Origin of the sequence: Erysipelatoclostridium sp. An173 (assembly GCF_963931465.1) — a bacterium.
Lineage (GTDB): Bacteria > Bacillota_I > Bacilli_A > Erysipelotrichales > Coprobacillaceae > Thomasclavelia > Thomasclavelia merdavium.
Genome location: NZ_OZ007017.1, coordinates 1,265,457 through 1,279,771, shown reverse-complemented (window position 1 = coordinate 1,279,771; position 14,315 = coordinate 1,265,457). Strand labels below are relative to the sequence as shown.

12 protein-coding genes are annotated in these 14,315 nt (G+C 28.5%); 6 read left to right on the top strand and 6 right to left on the bottom strand.

Features of this window, described 5'->3' with window-relative positions; translation table 11 throughout:
• The first annotated feature begins 15 nt into the window (after positions 1 to 15).
• The 3 genes from ABGT36_RS06465 (at position 16) to ABGT36_RS06455 (ending at position 3,002) form a co-directional block, all read left to right on the top strand.
• Positions 16 to 1,332 carry a M18 family aminopeptidase gene (locus ABGT36_RS06465; RefSeq protein WP_087302699.1) on the top strand — a complete coding sequence of 439 codons (1,317 nt, stop codon included), beginning with the start codon at positions 16 to 18 and terminating at the stop codon, positions 1,330 to 1,332.
• Positions 1,332 to 1,985, top strand: a complete 654-nt coding sequence (locus ABGT36_RS06460) for a hypothetical protein (RefSeq protein WP_346677304.1) — start codon at positions 1,332 to 1,334, stop codon at positions 1,983 to 1,985. The genes ABGT36_RS06465 and ABGT36_RS06460 overlap by 1 nt, the downstream gene beginning before the upstream one ends.
• A gap of 348 nt (positions 1,986 to 2,333) precedes the next feature.
• Positions 2,334 to 3,002: a Crp/Fnr family transcriptional regulator gene (locus tag ABGT36_RS06455; protein WP_087302702.1), complete on the top strand. Its 669-nt coding sequence runs from the start codon at positions 2,334 to 2,336 to the stop codon at positions 3,000 to 3,002.
• An 8-nt stretch (positions 3,003 to 3,010) separates the two neighbouring features.
• Here ABGT36_RS06455 and ABGT36_RS06450 read toward each other — a convergent pair whose 3' ends face one another.
• Positions 3,011 to 5,461 (bottom strand): FAD-dependent oxidoreductase, encoded by a 2,451-nt coding sequence (locus ABGT36_RS06450; protein ID WP_346677302.1) that lies wholly within the window; start codon positions 5,459 to 5,461, stop codon positions 3,011 to 3,013.
• A gap of 364 nt (positions 5,462 to 5,825) precedes the next feature.
• On the opposite strand from ABGT36_RS06450, the gene ABGT36_RS06445 reads away from it, so the two are divergent.
• Entirely contained in the window at positions 5,826 to 6,668 is an 843-nt protein-coding gene (locus tag ABGT36_RS06445; protein ID WP_346677301.1) for a CorA family divalent cation transporter, read from the top strand.
• 203 nt (positions 6,669 to 6,871) lie between these two features.
• On the opposite strand, the gene ABGT36_RS06440 is transcribed toward ABGT36_RS06445, so the two are convergent.
• The 5 genes from ABGT36_RS06440 to ABGT36_RS06420 all read right to left on the bottom strand — a co-directional run bounded on the left by ABGT36_RS06440 (position 6,872) and on the right by ABGT36_RS06420 (position 13,030).
• Positions 6,872 to 7,447: a helix-turn-helix transcriptional regulator gene (locus ABGT36_RS06440; RefSeq protein WP_308698529.1), complete on the bottom strand. Its 576-nt coding sequence runs from the start codon at positions 7,445 to 7,447 to the stop codon at positions 6,872 to 6,874.
• 401 nt (positions 7,448 to 7,848) lie between these two features.
• Positions 7,849 to 8,073 (bottom strand): DUF1653 domain-containing protein, encoded by a 225-nt coding sequence (locus tag ABGT36_RS06435; RefSeq protein WP_346677300.1) that lies wholly within the window; start codon positions 8,071 to 8,073, stop codon positions 7,849 to 7,851.
• Between the two features lie 9 nt (positions 8,074 to 8,082).
• The gene (locus ABGT36_RS06430; RefSeq protein WP_346677299.1) at positions 8,083 to 8,964 is read right to left on the bottom strand and encodes a ribokinase; all 882 of its coding nucleotides are present in this window, start codon (positions 8,962 to 8,964) and stop codon (positions 8,083 to 8,085) included.
• Positions 8,965 to 9,875: 911 nt separating this feature from the next.
• Positions 9,876 to 10,571: a TIGR00266 family protein gene (locus tag ABGT36_RS06425; protein WP_087301700.1), complete on the bottom strand. Its 696-nt coding sequence runs from the start codon at positions 10,569 to 10,571 to the stop codon at positions 9,876 to 9,878.
• A 518-nt stretch (positions 10,572 to 11,089) separates the two neighbouring features.
• On the bottom strand, positions 11,090 to 13,030 hold the full coding sequence (locus ABGT36_RS06420; RefSeq protein WP_346677297.1) for an NAD(P)/FAD-dependent oxidoreductase: 1,941 nt from the start codon (positions 13,028 to 13,030) through the stop codon (positions 11,090 to 11,092).
• Between the two features lie 129 nt (positions 13,031 to 13,159).
• On the opposite strand from ABGT36_RS06420, the gene ABGT36_RS06415 reads away from it, so the two are divergent.
• Together ABGT36_RS06415 and ABGT36_RS06410 are read left to right on the top strand one after the other, a co-directional pair.
• A complete protein-coding gene (locus ABGT36_RS06415) occupies positions 13,160 to 13,732 on the top strand; it encodes a TetR/AcrR family transcriptional regulator (protein WP_087301704.1) in 573 nt (190 codons plus the stop codon).
• A gap of 37 nt (positions 13,733 to 13,769) precedes the next feature.
• On the top strand, positions 13,770 to 14,285 hold the full coding sequence (locus ABGT36_RS06410; protein ID WP_346677295.1) for a hypothetical protein: 516 nt from the start codon (positions 13,770 to 13,772) through the stop codon (positions 14,283 to 14,285).
• Positions 14,286 to 14,315: the final 30 nt, after the last annotated feature.

The window sequence follows — 14,315 nt, the reverse complement described above, 5'->3', positions numbered from 1 at the left end:
GAGGTATCATAATATATGTATAAAGAGATTTCTCGAGAATTATTAGATTTTCTTCAAAAAAGTCCAACTGCATTTCATGCTGTTGAAAACATTAGAAATGAATTATTAGAAAATGGATTTGTAGAAATATTAGAAAGTCAACGCTGGGATATTACACCTGGTGGTAAATATTTTGTAACAAGAAATAATTCAAGTATCATTGCATTCCATGTTGGAACAAAATTAGATAACTATGGTTTCAATGTAGCTGCTTCACACACTGATTATCCAACTTTTAAAATTAAAGAAAATGCTGAAATTGAAGTAAAAGGAAAATATACTCAATTAAATACTGAAGGTTATGGTGGCATGTTATGTGCAACCTGGTTTGATAAACCTTTATCTATCGCTGGTAGAGTTTTAGTTAAAGAAGGAAATCAATTTATAACTAGATTATTAAATATTGATCGTGATCTTGTTTTAATACCTAACATGGCTATTCATATGAACCGTGGGGTAAATGAAGGTTATGCTTATAATAAGCAAATCGATATGTTACCTTTGTTTGGTGGGGCTCAAACTAAACCTGGTGATTTTAAAAAATTAATTGCTAATGAATTAAATGTTGATGAAAAAGATATTTATGGTAGTGATTTATATTTATATAACCGTACTGCTCCATCAATTTGGGGTGCTAATGAAGAATTTATCTCATCAGCTCATCTTGATGATTTACAATGCGGATTTACATCACTAAAAGGATTCCTTGCCGGTTATAATGATGAATCAATTAATGTTCTAGCATGTTTTGATAATGAAGAAGTTGGTTCACAATCAAAACAAGGTGCTGGATCAACATTCTTATATGATGTATTAAAACGTGTCAATGCTGCGCTTGGAAAAACTGAAGAAGACTATTATCGAGCTCTTGCCTGTAGTTTTATGTTAAGTGCTGACAATGCTCATGCAGTACATCCAAATCATCCAGGTAAAACTGATGTTGCAAACTGTGTTTATATGAATGAAGGTGTTGTCGTAAAATCACATGCTGGTCAAAAATATACTAGTGATGGTGTTAGTATCGCCATTTTAAAAGACTTATGTCAAAAGGCCGATGTTCCTTTACAATTCTATGCAAACCGTTCTGATGAATTAGGTGGTAGTACTTTGGGAAATATCGCTATGTCACAAGTATCAATGAATAGTGTTGATATTGGTTTACCACAACTGGCAATGCATTCAACATATGAAACTGCTGGTGTTAAAGATACTTACTACATGGTTCAATTAATGAAAGCTTTCTTTAATTCGCATATTAGTGAAGTAAGTCATTCTATTTTGAAGGTTCAATAATGAAGAAAAAAGATAACAAATATGATTTGTATGATGAAAATATTGCATTAATTAAATCTTTAAATGATCAATATTTTAATTGGTATCAAGAAATTGAAGCATATGTTTTTAGACATCAGTCTAAAAGCTTAAAAGCAAATATCATTATATCCGAAGTTTTAAATCAACTTTTAAAACATCAGGAAAATATAAATGATATCTCAAAATTCACTCGTTTATCAACTAAAAACTATGTTCAACAAGTTGAAAAGAACATAAATTTCAAATCTAAAATCAAGGAAATGAAATATAACGATGAACAGCGCTATAAGATATCTGGTCTTTGGATTACGATGTGTGGTTATATTGTTTTGATGTTTCTCAAAGAATTTTTGACAGGTCATTATTTGATTCATATTTCTATTGATTTTCTCGTTGCTGTTTTTGCATTTTATATTACGCTTCATCAATTTATTAAACAATATCGTATTATAAAACGCTACCAATTAAAAATTCAATCGTTTTCTATTCAATTGATTGGTGTTATTGTATCAATATTTGTAATTGTATTAACATTAAAGAGTCCTTTTGATATTTCTTTTTTAATCATGGTAATTGCTTATATAACTAGTCAAAGAATCATGAAAAAAGAAATTAATCTTAAAAGACTATAACGCGTTAAAATAACTAATTGCGTTTAATTTCAAACAAAAAGCACATACTCGAATGAGTGATGTGCTTTTTTTTAAACAATTAGATATAAGTACAATTGAAATTTTAAAATCTAATCATTTTTCCTTAGAAAATAATCTTTTTATTTCATTAAATATTTTAAGATTCCTCAGATTATCATTAGTAACTAGGAACAATATATTTTAATAATTATTTTTCAATCATCAGCTTCTTCCCTAAAAAATATTTAATTACCCGATGACAATAAATATATTGTATTAAAGAATAACATATGTTTTATTATTACGGTATTTAAGTTATAATTATTTTATAATTCAAAGGAGAATAGTATGTTAAAAGATTATCATTTATTAAAACAAACTTTACCTTTTTGGCAACATCTTAACCAAAATGAAAAAAATATTTTAATTAATAATGCTTCAATTATCGAATATCAAAGTGGGCAATTAATCCACCATGGTAAAAATGATTGTGTCGGAATCTTAATTATCGTTAGTGGCAAACTTCGCACTTATATGATTTCTAATGAAGGCAAAGAAATTACCTTATTTTATTTACAGCCACATAATGTTTGTGTTTTATCTGCAGCTTGCATTTTAGATTCTATCGATTTTGAAGTTTTAGTGGAAGCAAAAACAACCTGCCAAATAATTCAAATTAGTTCTGCGGCTTTTTTACAACTGTCAAAACAAAATATATACGTCGAATTATTTTCATATAAACTGGCAACAGAACGTTTTTCCGATGTAATGTGGGCGATGCAGCAATTATTATTTATGAGTTTTGATCAGCGCTTAGCTGCATACCTAATCGAAGCAAGTGATCGTACTAATAGTCTGGATATTAAAATAACTCATGAACAGATTGCCCAAGATTTAAACTCTGCACGCGAAGTAGTTTCTAGAATGTTAAAGCATTTTGCAAAAGAAGGCTATGTTCATTTATCAAGAGGAAAGATCCACTTAATCAACAAACAAGCCTTAGCATCGTTAAAATAATAATTTTGTTAAATAAATAGATTTACATTGCCTTCTTCTGCATCTCCTAAATAACTAGCGACACCACCAAATTCTACACCATCGATTAATTCGTCTTTAGTAATTCCCATAATATCCATTGACATTGTACAAGCAACTAATCTTACTCCGTTGGCCATTGCAGTTTTCATTAGGGTTTCTAAAGAATCAACATTTTTGTCATTCATAACTTTTTTAAGCATCGCTGTCCCCATTCCTGCCATATTCATTTTTGATAATTTTAACTTCTGACTTCCTCGTGGCATCATTAAGCCAAATAATTTATCAATTAGTGGCTTTTTCACTTTTACATGTTCATTTTTACGTAACGCATTTAATCCCCAAAATGTAAAGAACATGGTCACGGGACGATTCATTGCTGCTGCACCATTTGCAATAATAAATGATGCTAATACTTTATCCAAATCTCCACTAAATACTACTAAGGTTTTTCCTTCTTTAACTTCTGATTTTTTTACTGTCGAAGCCGTTCCTTTTTTAATATAGGCAATATTTTCTTGAGCAACACGTTCACTTTTTAATAATGTGTTGCCTGTTTTATCACACCATGAAGCAACATCTTTTAAAAAGCCCATATCACTAGCAGAAACTTTTAAAATTTCATCATTTTCCATCTCATTTAAAGTTTCGTTTACTTTCATAATTGGACCAGGACACTGTAATCCACAACAATCTAAAATTTTCATCTCCTGATCACTATTAATATTAGGATGATCATTAGAACTATTTTTCTTTTTAGTTACTTTTTGTTGATAATGCATTGATTTATAAAAACTTGTTCCTCCAGATAAAATCGCAACTTGTTTAAATCCATTTTGCATTAAAATTCTAGCAGCATTATAAGAACGAACCCCAATTGCACAGTATGGAATAATTAACTTACTTTTATCTAATTCATTTATTCGTTGACGTAATTTTCCAAGTGGAATATGGTACGAATCTTTGATTGCAAAAACCATTCGTTCCATTTCTTCAGTAACATCTAAGATGACAAAATCATCTTTTTTATCTTCTAAAAGCGCATCAACTTCATCCCATTCAATGAATCTTGCTTTATGACTTAAGATATTTTCTGCTACGTATCCTAACATATTAACAGGATCTTTTGCTGAAGAAAAAGGCGGTGCATATGATAATTCCAATTTCATTAAATCATAAATTGTTCCCTTTAATCTAATCGTTGTTGCTAAAGTATCAATTCGCTTATCAACTCCATCTTGGCCAACTATTTGAGCACCATAAATTTTACCATCAGCATCAAAAATCATCTTTAGAGTTAAATTAGTAGCACCAGGATAATAACCAGCATGAGACTTTTGATTAATCAAAGCGGTAAAATAATCTTTATTTTTAACTTTTTTCATAGCTTTTAGTTGTTTTTCATTAATTCCCACACTAGCTGCATTTAAATCAAAGACCTTAGCAATCGCACTTCCTTGACTACCATGATATTTTTTTTGATCACCACATAAGTTATCAGCTAAAATACGGGCTTGTTTATTAGCCGGTCCAGCTAAAGGAATCATTGTTTTTTCTTTTGTGATAAAATTGTCAACTTCAATTACATCACCAACTGCATAAATATGATCAGCTGATGTTTTTAAATATTCATCGACAATTATTCCTTTTTTAGCGTTCAAAGCTAAATTAGCTTTTGCAGCTAATTCACTATTAGGTTTAACCCCAATTGACAAAACGACCATATCAACAATAACTTCCTGACCACTTGTTAAAATAATTTTAATCTTTTCACCAGCATCTTCAAAAGCTTTTACTCCATCATTTAAAATTAAATCAACACCGTTAGCAATAATATTTTCATGAAGCAAATTTGCCATTTCTAAATCAAGCGGTGCCATAACTTGATTTTGCATTTCAATTAATGTAACTTCAAGATTTGCGTGGTCAAGATTTTCAGCCATTTCTAAGCCAATAAAACCACCGCCAATTACAGCTGCACTGCTTATTTTATTTTCATTAATGTAACTCTTAATATTATCCATGTCATTAACGTTCCATAAAGTAAAAATATTTTTATGATCAATGCCTGGAATTTGTGGTTTTAATGGTGATGAACCAGTTGCAATCACTAAGTCATCATAACTTTCTTCATAAGTCTTGTCTGTTTTTAAGTCTTTAACAATTACTTTTTTCGCATCAGGATCAATCTCTAAAACCTCGTTTTTAATCCTAACATCAATATTATATTTATCTTTCATCGCTTCTGGAGTTTGTAATAGTAAAGCATCACGACTTTTGATTGTATCACCAATATAGTATGGCAAACCACAATTGGCATACGAAATATATTCTCCTCTTTCAAATACAATAATTTCTCTATTTTCATCACGTCGACGAAGCCTTGTGGCAGTTGTTGCCCCACCGGCAACACCACCAATAATTAAAGTTCTTTTATTCATAATCTTTCTCCTTATCATACCTAATTCATCAATATCATAACCGTTTTAACAAAATAGTTCTGTAACTAAATCACATAACTAAATAAAAAAATGGTATTGAGACTACTTAAAACAATTATTTTATTTTCATCAATCGTTAAATAAAATCTTTGCCAATCTTCATTAGTAAAAACAACTTCAGTTTCTTTAAAATCATGAATAACAATAATGACTTTTTTTGACTACTGTTAATAATTACCCATAGATATTATCACCTAGGTAAATTTATCTTATTATAAATTTGAACTTATTTTGATTAAACTAATAATTTTATCGTAATTAATCATATCTATGGTATTATTAATTTAAGGCTAGGTGAATTATAATGAACAAAATATTTAAATTTGAACAAATAAATAGCAATGAATTAAATATAAATACTATAAATATATTAAACGAACATCTAACTAAACATAATGCTACTGTTTTTGAGGTCTATGAAAATTATATTTTAGTTAGTTTTGATTACTTTAATAGTAAATCACGAATTGCTAAACAAAAACGAATTCTACTATATTTTGATTTTAATAACTTATTAATTTTTATCGAAGATCATAAATTATTTAATAAATTTGATCAATTATTTAAAGAAAATTTTCATCGCAGTAATCAAGAGCTATTACGGTTATTTTTCATTGAATTAATTAGTGACGATATGGAAAATATTGATGAATTTGAAAAAATAATAACAATTGCTGAAGACAATGCTATTAAAGACAGTAAAAAAGATTATTTAAATAAAATTATTAAATTTAGAAAACAGCTGTTAAATTTAAAACATTATTACAATCAGCTTCAAGTAATTTTTGATGGCTTTTTAGAAAATGAAAACAAATTTTTTGATGATGAAGCTTTGCGAAAATTAAATATAATTCATAATCGGATTGATCGTTTACAGCTTGGTGTTTTAAATTTACGTGATTATGTTACGCAGATGCGTGAAGCTTATCAGTCCCAAATTGATATTGAACAAAATAATCTAATGAAAATATTTACTTTGATTACCGCCATTTTTTTACCACTTACCTTAATGGTTGGCTGGTATGGCATGAATTTTAAATATATGCCCGAATTAAATAGCCTTTATGGTTACCCAATCTTTATCGCTGGTAGTATTATCGTCAGTATTGTGTTATTGATATATTTTAAAAAGAAACACTGGTTTTAAAAAAATCGCCATTATGGCGATTTTTATGCCTATTCAATTGTTATTTTGTAATGAAAACATGAGAATAACTCGATTTCAAAGTTTTTTAACAATTTAACTACTAATAAAAAACCGTAATAATAACAAGATCTTCAATAATTATATAAAGTAATCATCTTTACTATTTAATAAAATTTATTATTCGTTTCCATCAACACTTCACCTTATAACAGAAAAAACAAGATAATTAAATTAATGATCAAAGTAATTAGTCCTACAACAAAAGCATAAATAATTTTTTGATATGGTCGTTTCCCCTCTTCTCGAGCCTGATTAATTTTATCAAGCTGTTTTCCATCCATAAAAGACAGGATTTCTTTATATGTTTGAATATTTAATCTTTTTTTCTCTTTTTCTGCTAATATCGATATATAGAACGTAGCTGCAAAAATTAGTAACCAAATTCCTAATCCAAGATATGATAAATAATGGACTAATGGAATTGGTGTAATAATTGTAATCAACATCATTACCGCAAAAATATTACTCAGATACCCAAATTTTCTAATATCATCTTGATTAATTTGTTCTTCCATCATTTCAATATCTTCCTTTATTAATTGATCGATAGTAACATCTAAAACCTGACTTAATAAAACCAGACTATTAATATCAGGATAACTTTTATCATTTTCCCAATTAGAAATAGTTTGTCTAGATACATAAACCATTTCAGCTAGTTTTTCTTGTGATAATGATTTTTCATGGCGCAATTGTTTTATATGTTTTCCTAATTGCATTTTCTCCCTCCTTTCATAAAAAGTATAACTTAAAGTACTTTTTTTGTCTGTCAAAAGTCTTTTACATTACTTAAATATATTAAAACCACGAAAAACTTTCGTGGTTTTATAAGTATCATCAATTTCAATATCTAAATAATCAATGTAATTAAATTACCTTTTATCACTACAAATACGACCTACAATGTCTGTATTTAATTTTTGTCATATTTTAACTAAACAATCCTTCCTAATCCTACTCTAGATAATAATCCAGCTAACATCATTACAAAAGATCTTACCTATTCTAAAAATAATTGAGTAATAAAAAAACTTACAACACAATTAAAAATAAAACCAATAACTGAACTAATAATTATACCAAGTAGCCCTAAAGAAGTAAAAACAGTTTTTAAAACATCTTATTCAATACATTCAAAACGATATTCCTGACTAGCATCAGGATAACGTTCTTTGTCAACTTTGGAGATAAACATTTCTAATGGTCGAGCAAAAATTTCATAATCGCCATAAAGCGCCTGATAAATTACCAATTGTTCTAAAGTTTCACTATGGGTTGCTAAATATAACACGCGATATTTTTTGCCCTTAAAATGGCGATACACTTTATTTAGCTGTAATTCCATAAAATCCTCCTAATTATTTTTTTCAAGTTCTTGCCACGTTGGGATAGCACTAGCACCACCTTTTCTAGTAATTGCTAAACTAGAAGCTTGAGCTGCTTTTTTTAAAGCATAGCTAATATCATTACTAGTAAAATAAACACTAAAGAAAAAGCCTGTAAAAGTATCCCCAGCACCAGTTGTATCTAAACACGAACAAGGATATGCAGACTGTCTAATGATTTGCTGACAATCTTGATAAATAGCTCCCTGACCTCCTAAAGTTAAAATAATTTTTATATGCGGATATTCCTGAATTAATGTCTCTAATATTTTTTCTGGCTTTTCTTGATTGGTTAATACTTGTCCTTCAACTTCATTTAAAATTAAATAATCAATCTGTTCAAAAGAAATTTTTTCTTTGATATTATTTGCTGGTGAAGGATTTAAAACAACAAGCATTTCTTTTTCTTTAGCTAAGTTGATCATTTCATCAATACGATTAACTTCATTTTGTAAAAATAGACAATCTCCTTTAGAAAAATCCTTAAAAGTCATTTTGATTTCATCACTAGTAATAGTTTGATTAGCCCCACCATAAAGTAAAATACAATTTTCACCTTGCTGATCAACTTGAATAATAGCGTGACCACTAACTTCATCACTTATTTGTAAATATTTAGTATTAACTCCTTGTTTTTCTAAAAGGTCTTTTAAAAATAAACCATCTTTGCCAATCTTTCCAGCGTGATAAACCGGAATATTCAAACGAGCTAAAGCAATTGACTGATTTAAACCTTTACCACCTGGTAATTCATAGTAACTCAGTGATGCACAAGTTTCTTTAGCCCGAACAAAATGCTCAACTTCATATATTTTATCAATATTTAACGAACCATAATTTAAAAATTTCATTTTTTTCCTCTTTTCTTAATAATATTTTTATTAAATAAAATTTTGATTATCAATTGCCTTGAAAATCCTTTTATACTAATATTGTCTCATTTAATTAGTCATGTATTAATTTAATACCATTGCCATCTTGGAAATCCTTTTTTATTTTATGGTCATAATAAAACTTTTTTACTTTATCCATAAAAAGATATTGTAGATAATCTAAAAAATTGACTAAAGCTAAATCGTGAGCAGTAATAAATACTGATGATTTAGTATTAATGGTTTCACTGACAACGATTCACTAAAATATATATGACATGCTTTAGCCATAATAAGATTAACACCAAACGTCTTTAAAAAAGTTGATTTACTTGAAGTATTAGCGTAAATAAATTTTCTACAGCATTTTTATTAACAGATGATAATAATTTTGACAATCTATTTTTATTACCTAACCATAATCGAAAATATATGTTTTTCGTTTTTTCTTAAATCAGCAATTATTATTGCCATATCTACGAGCTCAATCGATTCATACATCTTTACATATATATTTTCTTCTAATTTTTGAATAAGTTAAGTGTAATTAATTAAATATTTTTACTAATTCTAATTCACCTTCAACGATTTTATCATAATGATTTTTTATCTTATGTAAATATTCTTTATTATTTTTATCTAAGAAAATCATTAGCAAAATAATGTAATCTTTATAAATACTAAATCATAATTTTTTTAACATAGCAGTCCTATTATTAAAATCAAGATACTAACTAAAAAACTATAAACACCCCAATCATCAGTTTACACAAATAAAATTTATATTTTTAATATACAATATTAATAATTATTTTCTTTACCAATTTTAATGAAAATGAACCGTCATTATTAATATAATACGGTTCATCTCATTAAATCTTTTTACTTAATCAGTTAGATGATGGTAAAAATGGGCGTATTGCATCCGCTAAATTATGAACATTTCTAGTTTGAATTAAAACTGTTCCACTACCATGAAACTCATTAACAAGACCTTCACCCGTCGTAAAACCAAATAACCCACTAGCAACATGAATATCATAATTTAAAGAAGCATCCCAGGCAACAACATGTTCATTATCAATTGTAACAGGATAATCAGGAGTCACTTCTAGTGGCAAAATATCTCCAAAAGCACTTACTAAAAGATCTCCTTCACCTTGACTTTGCATAATAAAGAAGCCACCAGTTCCCCCAAACAATGCTTTTCCAACATTTTGTGATTTCATAATATAATCAACACTTTCATCACTGGCTAAAAAAGCTCCAGTATTTAAACAATATTGTTTATTTGCTTCTACATGTAAACAATGAATCTTACCTGGAATAGCAGGTGCAATTCCGATATATGCATCATTACTATTTCCTGTTGCATGTGTCATAAACATACTTTCACCACTAGTAAGACTTCTGCCTATTGCTCCTAAAACACCACCAAGGCCTTTTTTAGAACTATTCATTTTCCCTTCTAAATCAACATTAGAAACATAAGCCATAGCGCCTCTTTCAATCTTAGCTTTTTCATTCATCCCTAATTCAATATGCACTAATGGACAATCCGAGTCACCTAATATTTTGTATCTCATTTTCCTTCCTCCTTGTTACTTGTTATCTTAATTATAACATGAAGCGATTTTGTTGAATATCATTGATTATTTAATATTCAAATTTCATTAAAATTTATAAGTTTTTAAAACTTATAATTAAGATAAACTAATAAGCAATCCAGGCATTCCAATATTAGTTATAAGTAATATATGGTAGTCAATTGTATGAGTAAATATAACAAAAAATATTTTTTACTATTCTAGAAACAATTACAATGATTCTTGCTTTTATTGGATTCTTTATTTTTAATGATTCATCATCTAAATTATTAAAGGCACATTTTTAGTACAACTATAAGTCTCTACTATTTGTTTGCATCTCAAGGCGCTACTTTCATTCTTCATTCAAGCTATCGCTTTCCTCAAAAAGATTTTTTTGCATAACTACTTACCACTCCATGGTTTTAACATACTTTCATATGTTCAACTAACTTAAGTCAATATATTTATACAATTATAAATATTAAAAGGCTATGTTTTAAAGCATAGCCTTTTAACTAGTCAATTGATGAACCGGCATAATATCCTTCACGAATAGCATTACCGATTTTTCCAATTTTATATAAGTCTCCAATTTTACGAGTTTTATTATGATATTTACTGTCAATTATATCAGCAATATCAGTTAATGGTTTCATACCAAAGGCTGAAATAATTGTATCTGCTTCAACAATTTTTTCTCCTTTGGATGTTTCAACATGAACACCATCTTCATCAATTGAAACAACTTTAGTATTTGTCATTAAAGTAACATTATTTTTAGCTAATTGATTAAATAATGTAATCTTATTAATAAACATTGCATCTTTTGCGCATTCTTCAGTCATTTCAATAATTGTAACTTTCTTTCCTTTTTCACTTGCAAGTTCTAATGCTACGTCACATCCAGAAAGTCCGCCACCACAAATAACAATATCGTCACCTTTAATTAAGCTTTCATCACTATGCGCTGTCATAATATCAATAACCTTACTATTATCAATACCTGGAATATTTGGAATTACTGGTACGGTTCCTGTTCCTACAAAGATTACATCTGCTTTTTCTAAAAATTCTTCTTCACCAGTTACAGTAGTATTTAAATGAACGTCAACACCTAATTTATCTAACTGGTATTCAAAATAATCTGCTAATTCTTTAATCTTTGTTTTAAATTTAGCTGTAGCAATTGTTCTCATTGTTCCACCTAAACGACTACCTTTATCATAAATTGAAACATGATGTCCTTCTAAAGCCGCAACTCTAGCAGCTTCTAAACCAGCAGGCCCTGCACCAACAATAACAACATTTTTAGGATCATCTGTTTTTTCAAGATGGAATCTTACTTCTTCCATTGCCTCAGTATTAACAGCACATCCTAATTTAGTATGATTATTCCAAATACGTCCAATACAGAATTCATTACAGCGAATACATGGTCTTACTTCTTTTCTTAATCCCTTCATTAATTTTTTTGGTAAATCAGGATCAGCAATCAAAGGTCTACCTAATGATGCAAAATCTGCTTCACCAGATTCAATTAATCTAAGGGCTGATTCAGGATCATGATTTCCAGCATTTAAAAGTGGTTTATCAGTATGTTTTCTAGCTTCTTTACAAACATAATCCATACAAGCTGTTCCTAAATATGCTGGTGGGAAAATATAATCTAATGTTTCATAACTTCCAGCATCAATATCAAAAGCATCAATGTTTCCATCATCTAAAGCTTCTAATAATTTCATTGATTCTTCTAGAGTACGCCCGCCTTCAAAACGATGATCTAATGAAATACGGAAAATAATTGGCATATCAGGCCCAACTGCTCTTCTAATAGCAGCAACCATTTCTCGTGGAAATCTAGCTCTATTTTCAAATGATCCTCCATATTCATCAGTTCTTTTGTTCCAGCAAGGAGACATAAACTGGTCAATTAAATATCCTGCATGAGCATGAATTTCAATACCATCATATCCAGCGTCACGTGCAACACCAGCTGCAAATTCTGTCATTTTCATAATATTACTAATTTCATCTTTTGTTAAAGCATGACAAATAACGTTTGGATCAAAAGCACTTGGAATAGCAGAAGCTGACATTGGCGGATTTCCGTTAGTATCAGGGAAAGCATTTCTTCCTGTACCTGGTGAAATTTGACAAATAATTCTAGCACCATAACGATGAACCCCATCAACCATACTAGTAAGTGCTGGTAAAACTGAATAACTATCAAGATATCCTTCCATTGACCCTTGGGCGATTGCTTCATTTAACATTTGACAACCATTAACAATCATCCCTACGCCACCTTTAGCACGGCGAATGAAATAATCAATTTCTTGTTCATCTTTTCGACCATTAGTAAATGCTGAGTTTGTCCCCATTGGTGAAAAAGATAAACGGTTTTTTACTTCCATCTTACCTATTTTCATCGGTGTAAATAATTTTTCATAATTCATTTTAACTTCCTCCTACAACACGGTATTATAAAATGTTACCCTAGTAATATTTTACACCTATAAAGCGCTTTCATCAATATCTTTTTTGCATCTGCATTAAATATTTGTTATAGTAAAAATGGTGATAATATGTACAAAGATGTTAAAAAGAATATAATTAGTATTTCATATAATTTATTTAAAGAAAAGGGATATGATAATGTAACTATTAATGATATATGTGACAAATGTAATATAACTAAAACAACTTTTTATCGTTATATTTCATCAAAAGAAGATATATTAACTTATTTTTTTGATCAAATTAATGATGAATTATATGATTTGATTGTTAATATTACTTCTGCTGATAATTACTGGCAACAAATCATCTATGTCTTTGATCTAATTATTGAACGAATGCAGGTATTTACTAAGGATTTATATGCTCAGCTTTTTATCACAAATCTTAAAAACAATCATGGAACTTTTGATGAAATTGATATGGTAAAAACGGTTGTTTGTATTTTAATAAAAAAGGCTCAGGAAAGTAATCAAATTCATAATCAATCTAATCCTGAAGAACTTTATGATATGTGTTCTCAAATTTGTTTTGGTTGTGGTATTAAATGGTGTTTGAATTTAATTGATGATGTTCGAAAAGAATTTATTAAAAGTATTTCACTAGCGTTGCAAGTTGATAGTAGGATAATTGAAATCTAAATTATTTAATTGACTAAATTTAAAGGAAGTGAATTTTATGGAGATTATATGTACATTTAAAATTAGTGATTCTAATGAAATATCTGAAGCGATGTTTCCTAAAAGAAATGTTTATATTATTAATGGTGGTTCAATTTTTATCTTAATTTATGTATTAATAAATTGTTTACAAAATAATCTTGCAACAAATATTGTTTTATTTTTGATAGTTATAGTTGCTATTGCTGTACTTCAATATTTTTTATATAAACAAAAGAAAAATTATTCTCATCTTATCTATGAACGATTCCAAGAAACAAATACTGGTGATGAAATTATTTATAAATATAAATTTGATGATCAATTTTTAGCAATAACAAATACAAATACTAATGCCCATGTTGATATTAATTACCAGCACCTTAATCAATATCTAGAAACTACTAATTATGTTTTAGTTGTTTCCAAAGCTAAACAATATATTATTTTTAATAAAGATATTGCCAAAAAATATGAACTAAAAGAATTTTTCATGCAAAAAAATCCATCAATTCGTACTAAAAAAGGTATCTAAAGCTTATTTATAGATACCTTTTTAGCTATT